General features: G+C 40.4%; 26 protein-coding genes. 12 read left to right on the forward strand and 14 right to left on the reverse strand.

All coding sequences use genetic code 11. From position 1 onward, the window contains the following. Positions 1 to 32: 32 nt before the first annotated feature. The 3 genes from FCR06_RS01780 to FCR06_RS34150 form a co-directional block, all read right to left on the reverse strand. A complete protein-coding gene (locus tag FCR06_RS01780) occupies positions 33 to 1,208 on the reverse strand; it encodes a DNA double-strand break repair nuclease NurA (protein WP_138497131.1) in 1,176 nt (391 codons plus the stop codon). A gap of 303 nt (positions 1,209 to 1,511) precedes the next feature. Continuing rightward, positions 1,512 to 2,294: an HAD family hydrolase gene (locus FCR06_RS01785; protein WP_138497132.1), complete on the reverse strand. Its 783-nt coding sequence runs from the start codon at positions 2,292 to 2,294 to the stop codon at positions 1,512 to 1,514. A 138-nt stretch (positions 2,295 to 2,432) separates the two neighbouring features. Then, positions 2,433 to 2,558, reverse strand: coding sequence for a hypothetical protein (locus FCR06_RS34150; RefSeq protein WP_262984637.1), 126 nt, complete (start codon positions 2,556 to 2,558; stop codon positions 2,433 to 2,435). 38 nt (positions 2,559 to 2,596) lie between these two features. Between FCR06_RS34150 and FCR06_RS01790 the strand changes: the two genes are divergently transcribed. From FCR06_RS01790 to FCR06_RS01805, 4 genes are all read left to right on the forward strand, one after another. After that, complete coding sequence (locus FCR06_RS01790; protein WP_138497133.1) at positions 2,597 to 3,121, forward strand: hypothetical protein; 525 nt, start codon at positions 2,597 to 2,599, stop codon at positions 3,119 to 3,121. A 664-nt stretch (positions 3,122 to 3,785) separates the two neighbouring features. Next, positions 3,786 to 4,121 (forward strand): hypothetical protein, encoded by a 336-nt coding sequence (locus FCR06_RS01795; RefSeq protein ID WP_138497134.1) that lies wholly within the window; start codon positions 3,786 to 3,788, stop codon positions 4,119 to 4,121. A gap of 153 nt (positions 4,122 to 4,274) precedes the next feature. Next, on the forward strand, positions 4,275 to 5,012 hold the full coding sequence (locus FCR06_RS01800; RefSeq protein WP_138497135.1) for a hypothetical protein: 738 nt from the start codon (positions 4,275 to 4,277) through the stop codon (positions 5,010 to 5,012). Between the two features lie 22 nt (positions 5,013 to 5,034). After that, positions 5,035 to 5,670 (forward strand): prolyl oligopeptidase family serine peptidase, encoded by a 636-nt coding sequence (locus FCR06_RS01805; protein WP_138497136.1) that lies wholly within the window; start codon positions 5,035 to 5,037, stop codon positions 5,668 to 5,670. A 35-nt stretch (positions 5,671 to 5,705) separates the two neighbouring features. Here FCR06_RS01805 and FCR06_RS01810 read toward each other — a convergent pair whose 3' ends face one another. Continuing rightward, entirely contained in the window at positions 5,706 to 5,918 is a 213-nt protein-coding gene (locus tag FCR06_RS01810) for a DUF1016 N-terminal domain-containing protein (protein WP_262984638.1), read from the reverse strand. 2 nt (positions 5,919 to 5,920) lie between these two features. Continuing rightward, positions 5,921 to 6,058 (reverse strand): hypothetical protein, encoded by a 138-nt coding sequence (locus FCR06_RS33305; protein WP_223280007.1) that lies wholly within the window; start codon positions 6,056 to 6,058, stop codon positions 5,921 to 5,923. 405 nt (positions 6,059 to 6,463) lie between these two features. Here FCR06_RS33305 and FCR06_RS32345 point away from each other — a divergent pair, with 405 nt between their 5' ends. The 3 genes from FCR06_RS32345 to FCR06_RS01820 all read left to right on the forward strand — a co-directional run bounded on the left by FCR06_RS32345 (position 6,464) and on the right by FCR06_RS01820 (position 8,677). Then, positions 6,464 to 6,676, forward strand: coding sequence for a hypothetical protein (locus FCR06_RS32345; RefSeq protein ID WP_189523295.1), 213 nt, complete (start codon positions 6,464 to 6,466; stop codon positions 6,674 to 6,676). A 64-nt stretch (positions 6,677 to 6,740) separates the two neighbouring features. Next, the gene (locus FCR06_RS01815; RefSeq protein WP_138497137.1) at positions 6,741 to 8,087 is read left to right on the forward strand and encodes a GTP-binding protein; all 1,347 of its coding nucleotides are present in this window, start codon (positions 6,741 to 6,743) and stop codon (positions 8,085 to 8,087) included. Between the two features lie 332 nt (positions 8,088 to 8,419). Continuing rightward, positions 8,420 to 8,677, forward strand: coding sequence for a Calvin cycle protein CP12 (locus tag FCR06_RS01820; RefSeq protein WP_138497138.1), 258 nt, complete (start codon positions 8,420 to 8,422; stop codon positions 8,675 to 8,677). Between the two features lie 264 nt (positions 8,678 to 8,941). On the opposite strand, the gene FCR06_RS01825 is transcribed toward FCR06_RS01820, so the two are convergent. Both FCR06_RS01825 and FCR06_RS01830 read right to left on the reverse strand, forming a co-directional pair. After that, a complete protein-coding gene (locus tag FCR06_RS01825; protein ID WP_138497139.1) occupies positions 8,942 to 9,760 on the reverse strand; it encodes a TlyA family RNA methyltransferase in 819 nt (272 codons plus the stop codon). Then, the gene (locus tag FCR06_RS01830; RefSeq protein WP_138497176.1) at positions 9,761 to 10,195 is read right to left on the reverse strand and encodes a DUF29 family protein; all 435 of its coding nucleotides are present in this window, start codon (positions 10,193 to 10,195) and stop codon (positions 9,761 to 9,763) included. It lies immediately after the preceding gene. 312 nt (positions 10,196 to 10,507) lie between these two features. On the opposite strand from FCR06_RS01830, the gene FCR06_RS01835 reads away from it, so the two are divergent. Together FCR06_RS01835 and FCR06_RS01840 are read left to right on the forward strand one after the other, a co-directional pair. Next, on the forward strand, positions 10,508 to 10,741 hold the full coding sequence (locus FCR06_RS01835; RefSeq protein ID WP_138497140.1) for a Nif11-like leader peptide family natural product precursor: 234 nt from the start codon (positions 10,508 to 10,510) through the stop codon (positions 10,739 to 10,741). 73 nt (positions 10,742 to 10,814) lie between these two features. Continuing rightward, positions 10,815 to 11,174 carry a hypothetical protein gene (locus tag FCR06_RS01840; protein ID WP_138497141.1) on the forward strand — a complete coding sequence of 120 codons (360 nt, stop codon included), beginning with the start codon at positions 10,815 to 10,817 and terminating at the stop codon, positions 11,172 to 11,174. On the opposite strand, the gene apcB is transcribed toward FCR06_RS01840, so the two are convergent. Next, positions 11,171 to 11,680 (reverse strand): allophycocyanin subunit beta, encoded by a 510-nt coding sequence (gene apcB, locus FCR06_RS01845; protein ID WP_138497142.1) that lies wholly within the window; start codon positions 11,678 to 11,680, stop codon positions 11,171 to 11,173. The genes FCR06_RS01840 and apcB overlap by 4 nt on opposite strands. Positions 11,681 to 12,037: 357 nt before the next feature. On the opposite strand from apcB, the gene glnA reads away from it, so the two are divergent. After that, positions 12,038 to 13,453, forward strand: coding sequence for a type I glutamate--ammonia ligase (glnA, locus tag FCR06_RS01850; protein WP_138497143.1), 1,416 nt, complete (start codon positions 12,038 to 12,040; stop codon positions 13,451 to 13,453). A gap of 114 nt (positions 13,454 to 13,567) precedes the next feature. Here glnA and FCR06_RS01855 read toward each other — a convergent pair whose 3' ends face one another. After that, entirely contained in the window at positions 13,568 to 13,768 is a 201-nt protein-coding gene (locus FCR06_RS01855; RefSeq protein ID WP_073638537.1) for a hypothetical protein, read from the reverse strand. Positions 13,769 to 14,131: 363 nt separating this feature from the next. Between FCR06_RS01855 and FCR06_RS01860 the strand changes: the two genes are divergently transcribed. Further along, positions 14,132 to 15,052: a ferritin-like domain-containing protein gene (locus tag FCR06_RS01860; protein WP_138497144.1), complete on the forward strand. Its 921-nt coding sequence runs from the start codon at positions 14,132 to 14,134 to the stop codon at positions 15,050 to 15,052. A 743-nt stretch (positions 15,053 to 15,795) separates the two neighbouring features. Here FCR06_RS01860 and FCR06_RS34155 read toward each other — a convergent pair. The 5 genes from FCR06_RS34155 to FCR06_RS01880 form a co-directional block, all read right to left on the reverse strand. Beyond that, positions 15,796 to 15,918, reverse strand: a complete 123-nt coding sequence (locus FCR06_RS34155) for a hypothetical protein (protein WP_262984639.1) — start codon at positions 15,916 to 15,918, stop codon at positions 15,796 to 15,798. Positions 15,919 to 15,931: 13 nt separating this feature from the next. Next, positions 15,932 to 16,246 (reverse strand): heterocyst-inhibiting protein PatX, encoded by a 315-nt coding sequence (gene patX / locus FCR06_RS01865; RefSeq protein WP_138497145.1) that lies wholly within the window; start codon positions 16,244 to 16,246, stop codon positions 15,932 to 15,934. Between the two features lie 107 nt (positions 16,247 to 16,353). Continuing rightward, complete coding sequence (locus FCR06_RS01870; protein ID WP_138497146.1) at positions 16,354 to 18,237, reverse strand: FAD-dependent oxidoreductase; 1,884 nt, start codon at positions 18,235 to 18,237, stop codon at positions 16,354 to 16,356. 174 nt (positions 18,238 to 18,411) lie between these two features. After that, the gene (locus FCR06_RS01875) at positions 18,412 to 18,990 is read right to left on the reverse strand and encodes a hemerythrin HHE cation-binding protein (protein WP_138497147.1); all 579 of its coding nucleotides are present in this window, start codon (positions 18,988 to 18,990) and stop codon (positions 18,412 to 18,414) included. Positions 18,991 to 19,089: 99 nt separating this feature from the next. Next, positions 19,090 to 19,548, reverse strand: a complete 459-nt coding sequence (locus tag FCR06_RS01880; protein ID WP_138497148.1) for a hypothetical protein — start codon at positions 19,546 to 19,548, stop codon at positions 19,090 to 19,092. A gap of 74 nt (positions 19,549 to 19,622) precedes the next feature. On the opposite strand from FCR06_RS01880, the gene FCR06_RS01885 reads away from it, so the two are divergent. Next, a partial coding sequence (locus FCR06_RS01885; RefSeq protein ID WP_138497149.1) for a helix-turn-helix domain-containing protein occupies positions 19,623 to 19,842 on the forward strand: 220 nt, incomplete at its 3' end.

Below are 19,842 nucleotides of genomic sequence, written 5' to 3' on the forward strand. Positions count from 1 at the left end.
CTCTCAGCTAGCCAGCACTTTTAAAACATCTTTTAAGCAATACTTCCTCGCTTTCTAGCTTCTTTGTAGGAAGTTCCGACATTTTTCAAACCAGCTTTAATCATTTGTTGTTCCAAGAGGGCAAAGAAACGCGCTTTATCTCCACCTTTTACTACTGCTTGATTATGGGCTTCAGCGATCGCCACTGGATATCCGTATCCTTTTTGTACTTGTGCTAACATCAATCCCAATGCTTGGTCTAACATAGTTGTATTTTGGGCTACCCATGAGGGAACTTCAATCCGGGCAATTTCGGTGCCAACGTGGACATAACAAAAGTAAATAGTTTGGTCGCCGTAGAGTTCAAGAATCGGATTATTACTGCGCCATAAGGTACTGCGTTGTCCTGGTTTGAGTCGGGTTGTCCAAAGGGAAGTATCTCGTAGCTGTTCAAAAACTTTACAAGGTACTTTTTCTAGCTGATTTGGACAATAACTTTTACAGTCTGGTACTGAATGGGGACAAGCCAACAAACGTAAAAAATTCATACCTTCGATGCTGCGGGAGGCGCTAAGATACCCCATCAAAGGAATTTGAGCATCACGCATTTGCTGCCAAGCTTCTAGGATCGGGGGTAAAATGCGATCGCGTGCATCCATCGGCAATTTTTCTAAAAACCAGTAAATTAAAGAACCATCTACCATTGCCAGTGCTGGTGCTTCTGCTTTGGCTGCACAAGCTAATTCGGCTAAAACCGTTGTTTCTGAAGCAGTACGGCGAAAACTCATCCATTCCTCGATTTTAATTCCCCATTGCTGAGACATGTATAAATCTTCTCGGTGATAAAATACCTCTGGCAAACTATCGAGTAGGGGATGGCGGTTTTGTCCGTAATGCAAGACAACTCTGCCGATATTTAATAGATAACAGTAAGCAATTTCATGGTGGTTGGGGGCAATTTGGGAACCATCGGTAGCAATGACAGTATGAATTTTTGGCGGAACTGGGATATCAATGCAGGTTTCTAGCGGCTCAACTGGGGTAGCATTAGCAAAGAGAATGCGATCGCGCCATTTTTCTTGGCGATCAATTAAATCTTGTTGAGATTCGTAAGCATTTTTTAGATGTTGTTGTGCCAATTCTAAACGCTGGCGGCTAGCAACAGCTTCTAAAGAAAGATGCTGACTTAAGCCCTGCATTTGTCGCGCTAGTTTTGTTAGGTCAAGCATAGATTTTTCAGTAATACTGTTTTTTACACCATTGGGGGTGTTTATCTTATATCAAGTTCGGCTAATTTCTTCCGATATGGTTGGTGTTGTTGGTAATTGGTAATAGGTGATTGCTAATTGGTAATTGCTAATTGGGAAAAAAGGAATAAATAACTGACGATTACCCACTACCCATTACCCATTTCCATTACCGACCCTCACAGATATCATAAGTATTCAACCGGACATGATATTACCTGATGTTTCAATCTCACGCAAATCTACAAAGATAAACTCTGCATCTAGGCGTGAGATTATCTTGGGTTAATACCAAGCACAAAAATCTTTAGCAAATTGAGACAGTGATATTAACTGAATTTGCCCATTGTTTTGAATAGCTTTCCTTTCTGCTTGCGTATTATACCCCCAGTCCGCAAGAAATAATTTCACATCCTTTAGATCTGTTTGCTGTTGGACTAACTGCAATGTCTTGAGTCTGTCTTCTACAAACCACAAGCTGACTGAATTTTCTGCTGTTTGAATTAATTCTCGCAGAATTTCGTATTTGGCACGCTTCACTTCTTTTCCAAATATGGCTGATGGTGGTAAATTCACTCCTTCTTGTTGCAATAATTGCTGCACAAAACGCCCCTCTTTAGTTGTGATAATGTATAATTTAACTTCATTAGCAATAGTTGCTTTAATTTTTTCTACTACTCCCGGATAAAATCTATGCAGACTTAGCCAGCCGTCCAAATCTGTAGCAATCCATTCATCCCGCAGATTATCTAGTTTTGCACTTATTTCTTTTGCCTGTACTTTATTGTCTGACAATATTTGAGGAGCAATAGTTACCCATTCATGAAGAATTTTTTCATCAGGAATTCCATCCATTAAGGCTTTGATTAAAACAGGCATTTCCCAACCCGTTTCAATTACAGGACGTAGGCGGTAGAATCTCAAAGCCAAATCATCTGGTGGTGTGTCATCAGTAGGCGACCAAATCTGACAGTAGGTACGCCATGCTACCTCAAAATATTCAATTAGTCCGTCGCAAATCACTCCGTCAAAATCTAGGGCTAAAATCGTGGGACTAGTTGCTATCATTGTCTTGAGGATTAAAAGTGCTGTTGTCAGATTAGCTGACAAATTCAAATTAAGCAGTAATTTTTGTGAATCTTTTGTAATTTATCACTTGCTGAAAAAATATAGTGGCATTGCTCACTCCGATCTGGTACTGCAAGGTTAACGAGGATCTATACTAGGTTTTTCAGCAACCAAACGAACTTTGTGATTGACTACTACAGCACTTGGTGGTGGTAAAAGCTGGACGAGGAACGATTCAACCTTGAGAGTCAAATTGAGATCCATAACAAGGACAATAGATTATAAATTGTACATGCAGCTTGATGTCAACAGAGGAGATTATGCGATCGCAACACGAATCACAAGTTTTTTCTGCTGTAATTAAACATTCAAAGATGGAAAAAGACTTTCTGCATGAAATGTCTAATAATTATCTTTTAACTACCACTTCTCTGGTTCCTAATATCTCCTGGGAAAATCTGCGGATTCCAGAGATGTTAATTCATGGAATGAAAATTATAGGTTTTCCTAATCTGCAAAAAGAGACATACGATAATTGGATTTCAATCAATGATCAACCTTCCTTTTTAATTCCATTGATTACAAATCCTCAAATCACTCTAATATCCAATAAACAGTCTGAGAAAATTATAAATGACTATGATTATAGGTGGTCTGTTATATATACTTTGACTCGACCAGGATTATCTGTGGATTTTTCCCAGGCATTAATTCAGATAACCGCTCATTGTCCAGCAGGGCCACCCCAGTATGGGAGTTTGCTATATTTAGAAAGAACTAACGAACAATGGGAAGTCAAGTCATCTTATGGACTGTACAATCAATAGAAAAATTTATTTATGATTTACAGTTGGTAGCAAAATATTGATGTTTTGGACTAACTTATTATCTTTTTATACTAATTTATACCAATTCTCTATGAAGATGCGCCTAATCATTTTAGGGCACAGCAAATTATCTTGAGAAAACCTCTGCGTTGGCAGTTGCTTATGGGGGAAATCCCCTTGGCGCTAGCCTCTCCCTTTGGGAGAAGACCGGGCTGCCTCACCTTTGCGCTAACCTTCGCCTACCTACGCTGCGGGAAGGCGTTCGCGTAGCGTCTCGTAGAGAAGCACTTATGGGTTGAAAAAAGTTAAAATTTGGCGCAGCTTCAAAAAGAAACGGTATAACAACTCCCGCAGAAATAACCTAATCTGAAGGCACGCACTAAAAATACCCCCTTGTCATGCTGATAATTGCCTAATGGGGCGATCGCAATCACCAACGCCAATAGAGATGCTTAAAGGCAAATTTATATTCTTAATCAACAACGCCTTAACTCAGGTTATATTTCTGGAGTCTGAGATTATTTATCAAACTCTTAATTAATATCTTACTTCAGATATGTTTTTCGGAATATATGATCAAAATCTTTCTAGAGAAAGAATTCTTTATACGTTTGATTTTTTAAAATTTTATTAAGTAGAACATTTGTTAGTACCTGAAAAAGCCATGAGTGAGAATAAACAAGAAAATCAAATTAATCAACCAGTGAGCGAAGATCGCGATACTCGTGAGAAGCCAGATGTGAATGAAGAAAAATTAACAGCAAATCCTGGAGATAGAATCGCCGATCAGCCTCAATCTGTTGAAGAAAAGGCTAAACAGGTAGCTGTCGATCATGTAGCAGATATTACAGGTGACGAAATTACAGTCCCCACTTACTTTGTTGTCGATGAACCCGATGGTGAAAAGAAAGCACTCCACCACGTTAAAGATGCTGAAGAGATTTCTGATGTAATTCGCCAAGCACGAGTAGACGAAGATGGAAATCGAATTTGGCGGTAGTCGCTGATTGAAGAAACAAGGGTATCGGGGATTGGTGATTAATTCTCTTACCTTTTGCCACTCCCCATTTCCCTGTTACCGTATCTTCGGAGTTTATGCTACATTTGTAATCAAAGAATTATCAGATTTGAAACTCTCCAAGGATGAGCGGTAATGGAAAATATTACAACTTCCGAAGAATTGACATCTTGGAGTCCGGTAGAAATTAAAAATCAGATTACAGAACTTGTTAAAGACCGCAATCAAGAGTCGTTAAGAGCCAAAGTAGAATTTTATAAAAACGAATTAGCACCATATTTTGCAGAATTGAGCCAGCGCAACCCCTTTCCTCAAGTTGCAGATCAAGTAGCGATCGTGATCGGTGGTTGGATGCCTATCTGGTCTACTATCCCTTTTCAAGACATTTTACCTGGTAGGATACACGAGCAGTCTTATCAAATTTTTCATAATGATGGTTACTATGCAAATGTTGCCCGTTATGCACTCGGACATCAGTCTGGTTTTTGGCAAAAATTTGCCTCAAAACTACCAGCTTATGACTTAATGTTATTGCAACACTATTCAATTAAAAATGAGCAGTGGAATATAAAAAATGTTGGTATATTCCAGGCATGGGGAAATAGAGAAATTCCATTAACGATTGAGGATGCAGACAAGTGGTTTACGAAAAATGTCGAATCTAAATTGAAGCAATCATCATCAAAGATAGATTTACAGCCAGAACTGCAATTAGAAGAGATGGACAGAAATACTGTCAAAAAATTTGAGAAAGTCTATTTAGCTACTTCTTTTTTAGAACATTTATATATAGACAATGACTTTCGCTTAATTAAGAGTCAACGGGAAGCTACACAGCGAGCAAGTTATACAATTGCTGTTCGCAAAAGTTGAACTCACAAAATTTTTCAATGCTATGTCCTCAACCCAATTAGAAGTTACTTCCACCCAAAGCTACAACTACCTCTTATTTTTACCTGATCGCAACGGCTTACTACAACCGCTTTTGCCAACGATTTTGTTTCTACACGGTTCGGGTGAGCGAGGCTCTAACCTAGATGAGGTGAAAAACCACGGCGTTGCTAAAATTGTAGAGGAACAGCCTGATTTTCCATTCATTGTTATTTCTCCCCAATGTCCACGCGGTCAAAATTGGTCAGTAAAGCGATTGAGCCTTCTTTTGGATGAAGTCATCGCATCCTATCCTGTGGATTTAGATCGCATTTACCTGACTGGCTTAAGCATGGGTGGTTACGGAACATGGCATTTAGCAGCAGTACAACCCCAAATATTCGCGGCGATCGCACCTATCTGCGGTGGTGGTAAGCTAACCCAAGCACCAAACTTGAAAAATCTTCCTGTGTGGGTATTTCATGGAGCAAAGGATGATATCGTTCCCTTAAGCGAGTCCGAAATCATGGTTTCTGCATTACAAGCCTGCGGCGGAAATGTGAAATTTACAGTTTACCCAGAAGCCGAACACGACTCGTGGACGCAAACATATCATAATCCAGAACTTTATCAGTGGTTTTTGCAGCATCGACGGCAGTAGGCTGTAGATGAAAGATAATTTTCTCTACATTGACCTCAAGGAATTTGTTCAACAACTTGTTGGACAATTTGCTCGTCTGGGTAAGCCTCAGCGAATGCTCTCATGTACATAAGATTAGTACGTGAAAACCCCTTCATCTCCGGAAAAGCTTTTCGCAAGTCAGTTGCCAAACGATTGATGACTTTTGCACCCCAACCCTGCTGCTGTTGGTGATTAAGAATATCTCGCCCAATTTGCCAGTAGAGCAATACTAATTCTCTATTGACTGCAACTGCCGCTCGTAATTGAGCGCTAGAAATTGAGTTTTTAGCTCAAATAAAAAATCATCATAACCAAGAATTTCAGACGCACTGCTGCATGAAACTTCAGATTTATCGTCTTTAGGCATAAAAAAATTAACTATTTCTCTAAATTTATCAGTATTTACGTAGGTACAATAACCACAACTTCAACAGGTTTTCATTAAAAATCTTTTTTAGCGCTCAAAAATTAAAATTTCTAAGAAGTCCTGACTTATATATTTGACATTAAAGTGTATAGCTTTAATAATCTGATTACGTACAAATTCGTAATTGTATAGATATCTGAATTTAATCTAGCTAAGTATACTGAGAGCTAAGATTTCTTTCGGCTAGCTCTGAGTCAGCTTGGCTTGAAAAAATCAAATCTATCTTATATAAGCTGCTTTTAACAGGGTTGCATTATGCTATTATCAAAGTCAAAATTGAGTTTAAAAATTACTCAAAAAAATAAAAATTATCAGCTTTTCAAAACTCGAATTAAGATAATACTCTTGGCTGGATATTTTATCATTTTACCAATTTTTACTTTGATAACTTTATCTTTATTATTGCCATTATTTACTACTAACTTATTTACTTCCATCGGAATCTCACATCACTCTACATCAATTCCTTGGATAGATGATGCAGCTGAATGCGAGCATACTGGTAGAGATTGGCGCGATCGCAAGTGTTGGGATAATAAACATAATCCCATGTTCTAATTGGAATTAGAGCAAAATGGATATGTAGCCTGTTGTTTGTCCAACCTTGAATCAACCTAACTTTGTGCGTAATCTGCAAGAGTCTCACTTAAACCGTGCCCGCGCCAGTCTTAGACAAGCGCTGTCTTGGTATGGATATCTTCGCAAATCAGGACAGTTGTCATCTAACCCCGAATTAGCATCTTTTGTAAAACCAGAATTAGAAACTCTCAACTCTACACTCAATAAACTGGATTCTAACGTTATTAGAATTGCCGTCTTTGGTTTAGTGAGTCGTGGAAAGTCAGCAGTTTTAAATGCCCTGCTGGGAGACAAGATTCTGCAAACTGGCCCCCTCAATGGTGTTACCCAATGGCCTCGGTCGGTACGCTGGCAGCCAGGAAACAAGGTATTAGTAGAGTTAATTGATACACCAGGATTAGACGAAATTGAGGGCGAGTCACGGGCAGACATGGCACGAGAAGTAGTGCGTCAAGCGGATTTAATTTTGTTTGTCGTATCTGGTGATATCACTCGCACTGAGTATCAAGGATTGCTGGAATTAAGGCGATCACAAAAACCTTTGATTTTGGTGTTTAACAAGATAGACTTGTACCCAGATACAGACAAAAGCGCGATTTACGAAAATTTGCAACAACTGGGTGCAGGAAATTTCCCCGCAAAGCCTTTACTACCCGATGAAATTGTCATGGTGGCGGCGGAACCAGCACCAATGGAGGTGCGGGTTGAATGGCCTGATGGTCGCATCACCTATGAATGGGAGACACCACCACCACAAGTGGACGAACTCAAGCAGACAATTTTGAACATTCTCAATCGAGAAGGGCGATCGCTTCTGGCTTTAAATGCACTCATCCAAGCACGAGACGCAGAAGCAAAGATCGCTCAAAAAACCATCGACTTACGCCAACAAGAAGCCGAAGACATCATCTGGCAATTTACTAAATATAAAGCTTTGGCAGTAGCTTTAAATCCCATCGCCTTCTTAGATATCCTGGGCGGGGCTATTGCTGATTTGGCTTTGATTCGCGCTTTGGCACGCTTGTATGGTTTACCAATGACTAGTTATGAAGCAGGAAAAATTTTTAAAACTATTTTATTGAGTTCTGGTGGCTTACTGCTGGGAGAATTAGGTAGTAGTTTCGTGTTGGGTTTGGGCAAGAGTACAGCTGCGATCGCCACTGGCGATAATCCGACAAATATTACTGCCTTCGCTGGCAGTGCGATCGCCCAAGCTGGGATTGCTGGTTATGGCGCATACTCCGTTGGCAAAGCCGCTCAAGTCTATCTGGAAAAAGGCTGCACTTGGGGACAGTTGGGCGCTAGCAGCGTCATTCAAGAAATTCTTTCTCAAGTTGACCAAAACACAATTCTGTATCGTTTGCGACAAGAACTAGGCATAAAGTATTGAGAATAACTAATAATTGTTTCTCATTTGTTACCCTTTATAAGCATTTATCAACTTCTATCAAAGTCTTCTGACAATCCATCTCAATTGCCGATTTCCAATGCAAGATTGAGAAGATGATCATCTTTGCTCGTGGCTGCAATTAACAGAAAATGCATTAGCTTATTCAAGCAAAGATTGCCAGAGGGAAATCCTCACCCAAGTTTGTTAAAAAGATGACGGTATTTACACCACTTTTTTTGACAAACATATCTAAACTGTAAATGTGAGCTTTCTAAGGTCATTAGAATCTCTGCCATTGATTTATATCTCTGAAAATATAAGGTGAAAGTGACATGACAACCTTAAACGTAAATCAAGCTGCTGTGGCTACAACTCTTGAGCAAACGATTTTAGAAGCCATTAGTGATGCTCGTGCAACTTGTGAGTTGAATGGCAGTAATTCTGCTAATTGTGCCGTAGCTTGGGATATCGTCGAAGAATTACAAGCTGAAAAATCTGATCGGCATCGAGCAAAACAAAAGAAAACCTCTTTAGAGAACTATTGCGATCGCCATCCAGATTCCGTAGAGTGTCTGATATACGACCTTTAACAAGATAGAATTCAGGACTCAGTATAAATTCTGTACGAATACCTGATAAATATGTAGGTTTAAATCCAATAACCTTGAGTTAAGCCTGAAAATATTCATGTAGAGACGCGATTCATCGCGTCTAAAAGATTCAGTTTTCTTTGTCAATAAACCTTAACCCAAGTTTATTGGGTTTAAATCCCCACTAAATCTTCTGCACACCATTTTGCAATCAAGATTTAGTGGTTTTCAATTTATTATGAATTCTCAATTCTGCATTCTTGTTCAATTTTTCCGTAAATCAACTGTTGCTGATTGCGCGGTCTGCTTAACTGCTTCTAAATTAGGTGGTGATGTTTCACTTTCCATTCCCAACCATAAAAGATATTCGATATTTCCAGCCGGTCCAGTAATCGGCGACCAAGTTAAGCCTTTGTATTTCCATCCTAATTCTTGAGCCACTTGCAACACCTGGAAAATAGCGTCCGCTTGGTCGTTTGGATCGCGCACAACTCCTTTTTTTCCCACACGGGATTTGCCAACTTCAAACTGTGGCTTGACTAATAATATAGCTTCCCGGCTAGCTTGAGTTAGCTCCCACAAAGCAGGCAGAATTTTGCTTAAGGAAATAAACGAAACATCCACTACTGCCAAATCGGGAATTGGGTCATTTTCACCGTACAAATCATTTGGTCGTAGCTGTCTTAAATTGGTGCGTTCGCGCAAAATTACTCGCGAATCATTTCTTAAGAGCCAGTCAACTTGTCCGTAACCAACATCAATACCGTAAACTAGTTTTGCCCCAGCTTGCAACAAACAATCAGTAAAGCCACCTGTCGAAATTCCACCATCTAAACAAATGCGTCCAGCGACAGGAATGGCAAACACTGTTAAAGCTTTGGAGAGTTTTTCACCTCCTCTAGAAACAAAAGGCGATCGCTCTTTAATATTTATTTGAGCTGCAATATCAACTTCTGTACCAGGTTTATCAACTACCTGCTGATTAACAGTAACTTCCCCTGCTTGAATTAACCTCTGTGCTAAGGCGCGAGAAGAACATAAATTTAAATCTACTAATAATGTATCGAGTCGTTGTTTAGCCAATTAATTAGACTCTCCTGAGAAGATTAAACCTAAAGCACGATTGATAATTTCTTCTCGGTTAACCAGCTTTTCTAATTCTTGGGCTTCATAACGACCTTCTTCTACTTCAAAGGAAGCCTCATCAATGGCATTTAAATAGGCTTCTGCTAAGATTTCTAACAATTCTTCTAGCGTCAGATAATAGCCCCCTGCTTTGCAGTGCTTATTTTCTCGTTGAATTTCCCGAACCGAATTCCGAATAGAGACTTCCCAAGAGCGAGTTGTGCGATTTTCAGCTTGTTGTTTAATCAAATGCAACAATAGAATCACTGCATAGCTACGAATCGTGTTGATTATGTCATTTCGGCTCATTTGTGTTAATTCTTCTACTATTAGCAATGCTCCTTGAACATCGCCCTTAACAAGCAAGTCTTTCAAACTCAATAATTCTTCCATAATTAGTGCTTCAAACATCGGCAACTTCTATTGTGCCTGATAATACATTCATACTATAAATTTTTCTGACGCTGTTTCACTTGCTTAAGTTCTGCTAAATATCGCTACCATCTCCGGACTGAATTTTCCAAACAAGACGTAACAATTTATCTTAATAGTTATATTTTTTTGTCAAAATCAACACATTTTCTCTTTATGTTTATAAGATAAAAGCATATGCCCAATTGAAAAATTCTTTACTAAATTTAGTGAAGTCGCAGAAGTCAAAATACTGCACTCAAACCTGATATTTCAAACAGGAGACAGGCGATTATGACACAGCAAAATGCTGCCCGACTTTTTGAAGCCGTAAAACGAGATCAAGCATTACAAGAAAGGCTCAAAGCAACAGCTAATCCAGAAGCTTTCATTAAGATTGCTCGTGAGCGTGGTTATGAATTCACCGTTGAAGAACTAAATACTGAGATTGACAAATTATCAGAAGAAGATTTAGCCGCCATTGTCAATCCCGGATGGGGAAATAGACGCCACCTTAATCCTAGATAATTCCTATTTCATGAAAATTAAAGTATAGGAACAACTGGATTTCCAAAGGTACTTCTAAATATAAAATTATAGCATGGTTGTTGAGTGTCAACAGCTATGCTATTGTTTTTATTTGCTTGGAGTCCTGAAGATTTGCGAGTTGCGTAGGGCAGCCCGCCGTCAGCATTGTCTTAACTTTTTTCTTGTTCAAGAATATACAACTAAGGGACTTCTAAGTAAAAATATCCTACTGCTTATAGTCAACAGTCATCAATCATCACTCAGCAACTTCAAACAGGATAAATTATTTCTTGAAGTTCCCTTTAAACAACAGGTTAAAAGTTGGCAATTTTATCTCTCAACTCCTACTAGAGTTCAGAAAAAAGCGATCGCCCCATCAAATCAAAGTGCGATCGCTGTTGATAATTCTTGTGGGGTGACCATTAAAGTCTAAATATCAATCTCGCTCAATTCGCGTGTGATGTGATCGAATGGTTCATCTATAAAAGCAGCATTAGCCACACCTGCTGTGGCTGCTTGTTCCTTAGCTAGATCCTTGAGTATTTGGACACCGCGAACCGTCGGGCCAATCGGAACTCCTAAAGAATTGTAAGTTTCTCGCAGCCCTTGTAGCACTCGCTCATCTAACACATTTGTGTTACCAGCAACCAGTGCATAAGTCGCATAGCGCAAGTAATAGTCTAGATCCCTTAAACAAGCCGCATAGCGGCGGGTTGTATAAGAATTTCCACCAGGACGAATCAATTCCGGCAGTTCTTCATATAACTTTAAACCAGCCTGTTTGACAAGTGCAGCTGCATTAGAATTTATCGCTGCTGCCGCTTGTACTCGTGCTGTACCACTGTCAAAGTAAGACTTGAGACTATCAAGTGCATTCCGGTCAAAATACCGACCAGCTACGTCATAATTCTTAATTAAATTTGTTACCGCATCGCGCATTCCATTTTCTCCCAATCGTTGCTATCTATGGTTTGATATTTATTTGGCTGCACTTATGCAGCAGTAAATTTTTGTGCTATTAAAAATAGATTCGGCACAAAAACAATCTATCCACTACATAAGGATTCTATGCCAAAGTTGACCCCTATGTGATGAACTTTCCAGTTTTATACAGACGAGCGGCGAAAGGTTAATATAACCTGTAATCCAGATATCTGTAACATAAAGTACAAAATACCTTAATATCTAGTATTTAAGATATTTCAGGTGTGTCACGGCTTGATTGAGATCAGCAGGGTTAGGATGCTTTGGAAGATTCTGGTTTTACTTTAGGAAATTGGTACAGAAGGAGTAACAATGACAACCCCACAAGAAGTCTTGAAATTAATCCAAGACCAAGAAATTCAGCTGATTGATCTCAAATTCATCGATACAGTAGGGACTTGGCAGCACCTCACACTCTACCAGAACCAAATCGATGAGACTGCATTCACTGATGGCGTACCTTTTGACGGTTCCAGCATCCGGGGTTGGAAAGCGATCAACGAATCGGACATGACGATGGTACTCGATCCCAATACTGCTTGGATCGACCCATTCATGGAAGTGCCAACGCTAAGTATAATTTGTAGTATTAAAGAACCACGTACAGGGGAATGGTATAACCGTTGTCCACGGGTTATTGCCCAAAAAGCAATAGATTACCTGGTTTCTAGTGGACTTGGGGACACAGCTTTCTTTGGGCCTGAAGCTGAATTCTTTATTTTTGAGAGTGCGCGCTTTGCACAAACCGCTAACGAAGGCTACTACTTCTTAGACTCTAAAGAAGGTGCTTGGAATTCTGGTAAAGATGAAGAACCCAATTTGGCTTATAAACCACGTTTCAAAGAAGGTTACTTCCCAGTTTCACCAACGGATTCTTTACAAGATATTCGCACAGAAATGCTGTTAACAATGGCAAAATTAGGTGTGCCCATTGAAAAGCATCACCACGAAGTAGCCACTGGTGGTCAGTGCGAACTAGGTTTCCGCTTTGGTAAGTTGATCGAAGCTGCTGACTGGTTGATGATTTATAAATATGTCATCAAGAACGTTGCCAAGAAATACGGCAAAACTGTCACCTTTATGCCCAAGCCCCTGTTTGGCGATAACGGTTCCGGGATGCACACTCACCAATCAATTTGGAAGGATGGCAAACCTCTGTTTGCAGGTGATAAGTATGCTGGCTTAAGTGAGATGGCGTTGCATTACATTGGTGGTCTTCTCAAGCACGCACCAGCGCTGTTGGCAATTACCAACCCCAGTACCAACTCTTACAAGCGCCTAGTACCTGGTTATGAAGCACCAGTCAACTTGGCTTACTCCCAAGGTAACCGTTCTGCTTCTATCCGTATTCCTCTGTCTGGCACTAACCCCAAAGCCAAGCGTTTAGAATTCCGTTGCCCAGATGCTACTTCTAACCCCTACTTAGCATTTGCTGCGATGCTTTGTGCTGGTATTGATGGCATCAAAAACAAAATAGATCCTGGTGCCCCTTTAGATAAAAATATCTATGAACTCTCTCCAGAAGAACTGGCGAAGGTTCCTTCAACTCCAGGTTCTTTAGAATTGGCATTGGAAGCACTGGAAAACGATCACGCCTTCTTGACAGAATCAGGCGTCTTCACAGAAGACTTTATCCAAAATTGGATTGACTACAAGTTAGCGAATGAAGTCAAGCAGTTGCAGCTACGTCCTCATCCCTACGAGTTTTACCTCTATTACGATGCTTAATTAAGTATCGTATCTAAACTAAAAGTTTAAATTTTGCCACCCTGTGGGGTGGCTTTTTTTTTGAGCTAAAGAGTTATTTTTCTCACATGATGCTGAAAATATCAATTTTGATGCTTAGCTCATGGTAGCGTTGCTGCGTCCATAAATCATCCTAGTCGTCGCATCTATCTTTCCTTGAATCGGGTTCCAGTAGTGAGATGCTTCTTCAGGAAGACCTAGTTCTTGTGCAGCACGCATCAGCATTGATTGTTGGCGATTCTTAACTTGCTGATGTTCGCGCACCATTAACGCACGAGATTTTTCTGCAATAGACATAATCATAGTCCTCCCTGTTTTTGTAGTGAATATATAATTTTCGGCTACATCTAATAATATAACAAAAATCTGTAACATACGCTACTTTTTTAGAGAGTTTTTTAGCTTTTTAATTTTGATTGCAAGTATTTTTTAAATAAAATCATTGATTACTAAAGATTTTGAGCTTTTTACTGCTCAAAGTAATATTCAGAATTGATAACACATTTTACAAAAATTTATATTTTCATAATCAGACTTAAGTGGAGATAAAGTGATTAATTTGGGAAATTTTATCCTTTTTGACTAATTCAGAAGGAATACAGGAGTTGCAAAAAATTAAGTTACGATTAAATATAAGTTAATAAAAATTTATATAACTTTATGACAGTTACCTACCCACGTAAATTTCAGAATGCTTTAGGTGCAAGGGAAATCTTGAAACGGGTGGTATGCGATCGCCAGATCCATTTGATTACTCTCAATCGCTACCGCTACAGCGAACAGCGCAGTTGTAAAGATTTGACTGACTTAATTGAACAACTGGATGGACAGCCACGGGAACTCGTACGAGATTTATCTCATCACATCAGTGATGAAGCTCGTCATGCCATGTGGTTAACTGATCTATTGATCGATTTGGGGAGTGATGTCGGAACTCCCCCCGGAACTTCCTATATTGATGAATTTGATCGCCTACTCGATAAAGACGCCTACGATCCAAAACGCAACTTAGAGGATGGTATAATTGCTGCCCTGACAGCAATTAACATTACCGAAAAACGGGCCTGTGAGTATTTTTCCGCCCACATTCACGCCCTCAAGCAAGCGCCGCAAACAGAAGAAAACATCAAAATCCGGGAAACGATTGCAAAAATTTTGCCAGAAGAAGCAGGACATGTGCGCTGGGGTAACCGTTGGTTAGCAGAACTCGCGCGTAAAAGTCCAGAACATCGGCAAAAAATAGAGCAAGCCAAGCGAAAATATACTGCAATTGAACACGCAGCCTTTGAATCGGGAATGGATATCACCTTGGGAGCCGAACTGCGACGAGTTGCCAACCTGATGGAAGTAGCAAATACCATGCCAGTTTGGGAACGTCCTCAATACCTGATGGAACGCTTACCCCAGACTTTGCTAGCACCTGAGTTGCAATTTACGAGGATTCAGATTGCACAAAAAGCTTGGCAGGGCGATCCACAGGCGTTTTTCCAGAATTTTGTGCCCATGTTTCTCAACGGCATCCAACGAACAGAAGATAATCGCCAGAAAACCACTGTCTCAAGAGAAGGAGTAGGGGAGTAGAAGATGAATAAAGAAGTCACCGGTGCTGACTTTTAGCACTGAGAACTTCAAATAGATGAGGGAATGTGGGGAGTGTGGGGAGATTATAAAAAAGCTTTCCACCACTCCCACACTTCGTGTTTGCCCAATGCCTTAGACAAGATGAGGTGAAGGAAATTTCATACTTTGTTAAAGGACACTGAACAGATGCCGAAGCAAAGAGCAATTATTTGTTGATGTAGATAACTAGTACATGATGGCGGAAATAAACCTATCATTTGGAATCAGTAAAAAGCTTGGGGTATAAGTATTGTTTATTTTTAATCAGTGACTCTTGGGAATGACGCTACGCACAGTCGCTACCACTGCGCTCACAGCGTCCCCCGACGTTTACGGCCATTGCTTTATGTTTCTTAACCCGTTCACCGCACTGGCTCACTTTTACTTTTGCCTTGTTGTACTAGCTACTCAATCTGTAAGAAAACTTATTTGGGAATAAAGAGAAGTTGCTTTAAAGCTGTTTCCCCAATTAACAAAATGTCCGAATTAGATGTGTTTTAAATTAATTAATAATCTAAGTAACATCTGTTTCTAAAGCATTTGGATTAAGGATTGAGATGCAGAGCTTTTGAAGAATATGAGTAACAGTTGTGTCGCTTTTGAAGAGTTGGTGATGCTGTTGATCGAAGCAGTTGGTTTGATTTGCTTTTTAATTCTCAGAATTTACATTAACTACAATATATACAAAAATTGCAGTTGAAATACTAAGCGATCGCTGAAGATTTTTGTGTGATAACTGTATTTATCTTGGCCAGAAAAGCTGTGAAAAAAATATCACCACAACATTCTATTTTGCGGTAAATTATTTGTTTTGCAAAAATAGCCATTGTCTGACGGTAGTTAAACAACAGCATAGAAATTTTCAGCGAATTTTTGCATCACTTCTCTGCGCCCACTACCGCGATGACGTGGTGCATCATCTGCATTTTGTTCAGATGCCAAGAGCAACTGCTGCCAAGTAGGCATCGAAAGCAGCCGATTCTCTTGGAAAGTTCTATTTGCTCTTGGTATTGCCGGAAGTCGGCGTAGCTTGGGAAAAGCCGCAGAATCATCTACAGACTTTCCGTTGGGTAAGTGATTGTCCATTGCTTGGCAGTTAGAAGCTAAGGGGCCGAACACCAGACTCGAAACTAAAAGTGAAATGGCAGCACGCATAGCAGATGTCTATTTTGGAACTCTCCACTTCACTGATACTTAGCTTTTTTAGGAATATCCGGACAATTCGTCAAAAAGTATTGTGTTTTACTGAAAATAAACTCTTCTTATCCTCCGTCCAGATGTTCGACTAATAACCAATTACTGAAGTGATTCTGACGACCCCACACTGTAACTAATTGTTCGTGAGGGTAAACGTGTAACTGCTCGTTGATATGCGATCGCAAAGTCACAAGCTGCCAATTTTGACCTTGATATGCCGCTGGTGCAGTGACAGTGAATCTGTATTCCTGCGGAGCCAAGCGGTAGAAAATGCCTTGGAAACACTTATTTTCTGGGATTAATACCTTGTCAAAAGTAGAATCAGAGTACTGATCCGTGGATGGGCAAGGGCAATCACCACTAGCTGGATAGGCTATTGGGTTATCTAAGTAATACAGTTGGTGATGCAGCCAATCCGAATGATTAGGCGGCAGATTAAAAAAAGGTACGATTATTGCTTTTGCCTGATCGTTTTGTAGCAAAGCTAGTTGTAGCTCTCTGACAGGTAAATCTCTAGGTTGGCAGTTGAACTCAACACACATCGCTGCTGCCATTCCTGCTGCTTGACCAATGCCCATAACCACGGGTTGTAATCTGGTTGCGCCATTGGCAATGTGGGAGACAGAAATATTTTTTTCACAAACCAACAAACCATCTGTTGTGGCCGGAATTAAACAACTGTAGGGAATTGTAAAGSCAGTCCCAGTCCAGCGTCCCCCCCAATAGATAGATTTTGGTTGCAATGGAAATTGAACGCTAGGGTAATGATGGTCATTGGCGTAATTACCAACAGCGATCGCTTCTTTTGTTAAAGACGCTTGGTGTTGCTTACTTCCACGTTCGCGTAGCGTCTCGCAGGGGAGTGGTACGCAAACGTCGGCTATAGTATGGTCGAAGGGCTGTAGGGCGAACGCATCATTATATATAGATGCAACTCTACCTCCAGGAATTGGTAAAATATCCTGTTCTCGCACAGTAGTTAGCCCCACTAAACGGCGGCTTTCACGGTAATAAGGATGCAGTGCAAAAGCTGTATGAGTGTGAGGAAATATTTGTTTTGCTAAACCATAGCGACGACCAAGTTGATTTTGAATAAAACGGGCAAAATTTTGACTGTGCCAGCGTGATTCTTCGATAAATTCACCTCTGGTTACCTCTGACTCTATCAGCCGCCCTACCCCTTGACCGTAGTCATTGCCACAGATTGGCCAGTTAATCATGAATCGATCGCCAGGTAAGCGTCCATAATTTAAAAATGTCTCCGCTCCATAACTATCCCAAGCACCGACAAACTGCGATGGATTTTCATTGGGAGCAGGCGGAATTTCTGGGGCAACAGCTTCACCAAAGTCTTGCATCACCACTACATAAGTAGGCGCTTGTACTGGATATCTCTTGGTTAACGAGTTAAACGTCACTGGAGCGCTGGGTTCTCCCCACTCAGATTGCAATTCCCACCCCCACCGATAAGGTATCTCAGCTAAAGCCAATAAATCTCCTAATTCTGTAGCGTCGAGAATAATCTTGGCTGTGACAGCAAAATCTGCAAAGCGGACACCAGTAATAGAATCTCGTTGCCGGAACACCTCTAAAGGCACTTGTCCAGAAATCCAGTGCAGATTCGGTAATTCCTCCACCCAATCAGCAAAAATCTCAGCCCCAATGCGAGGCTCGTAACTAAAAAAGCTTACCCAACAGTTATCTAATCCGCCTGGCTGTCGATGTCGCAATTCTTGCAAAAACGCACCCCATAACCCGGTTTGGAAGGCTTCTAATTCATTGCCATCGGGTGCAGACACTCCAGCCGAAGTCAGCATTCCCCCTAACCAAGAAAACTCACTCACCAAAATAGTTTTAGCTCCCCGTCGGGCTGCTTGGATAGCAGCTGCACTACCTCCGGTTCCGCCGCCGACAACTAAGACATCAGCTGTATATGTTTGATGAACCATCTTTTAACCTCTTTGAGTTTCCGATATATTTTCATAAAAAAAGCGATCGCCTGACAGTTTTTATCTCAAACTGAGTGCGATCGCGGTCGGATTCCTGAAATCAAAAGAGATTATTAGGATTATTTATCAATTGGCACTTACGCAATTAGAACTCAAGCTGGTATCGAGTTATATTTACTTTGTCAAACCCTCAAATACACCCCTTAAAGCTGCAACAGCATCTTGAGTCCGTGCCCAAACTCCTTGATCTGGGTCTTGACCTGTAAGTTCTCTTGTACCCAAAACTTCTAACACACCTTTCAATTGTTCTTGATGAGCGCGATTTTCAAAGTTCACTTGATTGAGCGGCCCGATAGCTTCTTTCACGTCATCACCTACTACCTGAGCAGCTTTATGGATCACTAAACCAGTCATTACGGCTTGATGCTTAATCCTTTCGTGAATAGAAGCTTTTTGGTAGAGTGTTAGCTCATCCCCATCTATTATCCGGTTTACTTGCTCAACGTACTGCTGTATCGTGTCTCTAGGCTGGGCTGAGCCACCACCAAATTTGGAAATAACTCCCTCGATCACTGTAAGGTTTTCTTGGTCATCTTTGAGAAAGTCATTTAGGCGTTGGCTAATTTCTTGGTCGTTGCTGACAGCAGGTATTACTTTTTTTTCGTTGGCAATTAGCAACTCTTGTATAGCTTTCAAATCTGCTAGCTCTGTAGCGATCGCGCTACGCTTGGTATCATCTAAAGCTACAACCATTTGTAGACTTGCCTCAAATAAATTTAGGACATAATTAAGCTCTCACAATTGTTTTGCTCAATGAATCATTCTTGAGATGTATTATCATTATATTTCTACCTAAAGTTGCAAACAGGAATATAGTGAGTCTGACACCCGGATAAACTTCCAGAAATCAAGTAACTGTTGTGCTACAAGCTGGTAGTGGAAAAAGTGAAAGAAATGCCATCCTTCTAAACAATACCAAAGGCGATCGCCTTCCTTTAAATACGGTCGCCATCCATGCACTGCATCAGGTTGGACTACAATATCGTTTAAGCTACCACAAACCATCAAAGGTACTGAAACTCTGTTTGGAGTTATACTTACCCTCTCAAACAGAGAATGAGGAGAGAGCGAACAATCTAAATCTTCCTCCAAAAGATGTGTCAGACTTTGGAGAGTCCATTGATCTTGATAACCAAACAAGTTGTAAACCATATCAGTCAAAAGCTTTTGCCGACTTAAAAACTGACGGTGAATATAGTAATGAGCTTGCCAATCAAGCGCTGCATCAACACCAACAGCTAATAGCGTCAAAGACTTACAGCGGTTTTCAATTGAGTAGACTACAAAATGTATAAACTAGAAGAGTAATAAAAATACTCACAGTAATGCCTGCTGCCTACTCAAATGATCTACGCCAACGGGTAATTGATGCTTATACAGCCAAGGAAGGGTCACTTCGACAACTTGCAGACCGCTTTCAAGTAAGCTTATCGTTTGTCCAACGGTTAATTCGTCGCTACCGAAATATAGGACAAGTGACTCCAAAACCTCATGCAGGTGGAGCGATCGCTAAAATCACAGTCGAGAATTTATTAACAGTGCAGC

Origin of the sequence: Nostoc sp. PA-18-2419, assembly GCF_005869855.1 — a bacterium.
GTDB lineage: Bacteria > Cyanobacteriota > Cyanobacteriia > Cyanobacteriales > Nostocaceae > Nostoc.

Bases quoted from the DNA above. Each gene is read 5' to 3' on its own strand.
- apcB (WP_138497142.1), bottom strand. From the start codon at position 11,680: ATGCGCGATGCGGTAACAAATTTAATTAAGAATTATGACGTAGCTGGT.
- FCR06_RS34150 (WP_262984637.1), bottom strand. From the start codon at position 2,558: ATGGATCTCAATTTGACTCTCAAGGTTGAATCGTTCCTCGTCCAGCTT.
- FCR06_RS01855 (WP_073638537.1), bottom strand. From the start codon at position 13,768: ATGTCTATTGCAGAAAAATCTCGTGCGTTAATGGTGCGCGAACATCAG.
- FCR06_RS01830 (WP_138497176.1), bottom strand. From the start codon at position 10,195: ATGGAAGAATTATTGAGTTTGAAAGACTTGCTTGTTAAGGGCGATGTT.
- FCR06_RS34155 (WP_262984639.1), bottom strand. From the start codon at position 15,918: ATGGCTATTTTTGCAAAACAAATAATTTACCGCAAAATAGAATGTTGT.
- FCR06_RS01835 (WP_138497140.1), top strand. From the start codon at position 10,508: ATGACACAGCAAAATGCTGCCCGACTTTTTGAAGCCGTAAAACGAGAT.
- FCR06_RS01790 (WP_138497133.1), top strand. From the start codon at position 2,597: ATGTCAACAGAGGAGATTATGCGATCGCAACACGAATCACAAGTTTTT.
- glnA (WP_138497143.1), top strand. From the start codon at position 12,038: ATGACAACCCCACAAGAAGTCTTGAAATTAATCCAAGACCAAGAAATT.
- FCR06_RS01840 (WP_138497141.1), top strand. From the start codon at position 10,815: ATGGTTGTTGAGTGTCAACAGCTATGCTATTGTTTTTATTTGCTTGGA.
- FCR06_RS01800 (WP_138497135.1), top strand. From the start codon at position 4,275: ATGGAAAATATTACAACTTCCGAAGAATTGACATCTTGGAGTCCGGTA.
- patX (WP_138497145.1), bottom strand. From the start codon at position 16,246: ATGCGTGCTGCCATTTCACTTTTAGTTTCGAGTCTGGTGTTCGGCCCC.
- FCR06_RS01875 (WP_138497147.1), bottom strand. From the start codon at position 18,990: ATGGTTGTAGCTTTAGATGATACCAAGCGTAGCGCGATCGCTACAGAG.
- FCR06_RS01860 (WP_138497144.1), top strand. From the start codon at position 14,132: ATGACAGTTACCTACCCACGTAAATTTCAGAATGCTTTAGGTGCAAGG.
- FCR06_RS01795 (WP_138497134.1), top strand. From the start codon at position 3,786: ATGAGTGAGAATAAACAAGAAAATCAAATTAATCAACCAGTGAGCGAA.
- FCR06_RS01780 (WP_138497131.1), bottom strand. From the start codon at position 1,208: ATGCTTGACCTAACAAAACTAGCGCGACAAATGCAGGGCTTAAGTCAG.
- FCR06_RS33305 (WP_223280007.1), bottom strand. From the start codon at position 6,058: ATGCCTAAAGACGATAAATCTGAAGTTTCATGCAGCAGTGCGTCTGAA.
- FCR06_RS01805 (WP_138497136.1), top strand. From the start codon at position 5,035: ATGTCCTCAACCCAATTAGAAGTTACTTCCACCCAAAGCTACAACTAC.
- FCR06_RS01820 (WP_138497138.1), top strand. From the start codon at position 8,420: ATGACAACCTTAAACGTAAATCAAGCTGCTGTGGCTACAACTCTTGAG.
- FCR06_RS01785 (WP_138497132.1), bottom strand. From the start codon at position 2,294: ATGATAGCAACTAGTCCCACGATTTTAGCCCTAGATTTTGACGGAGTG.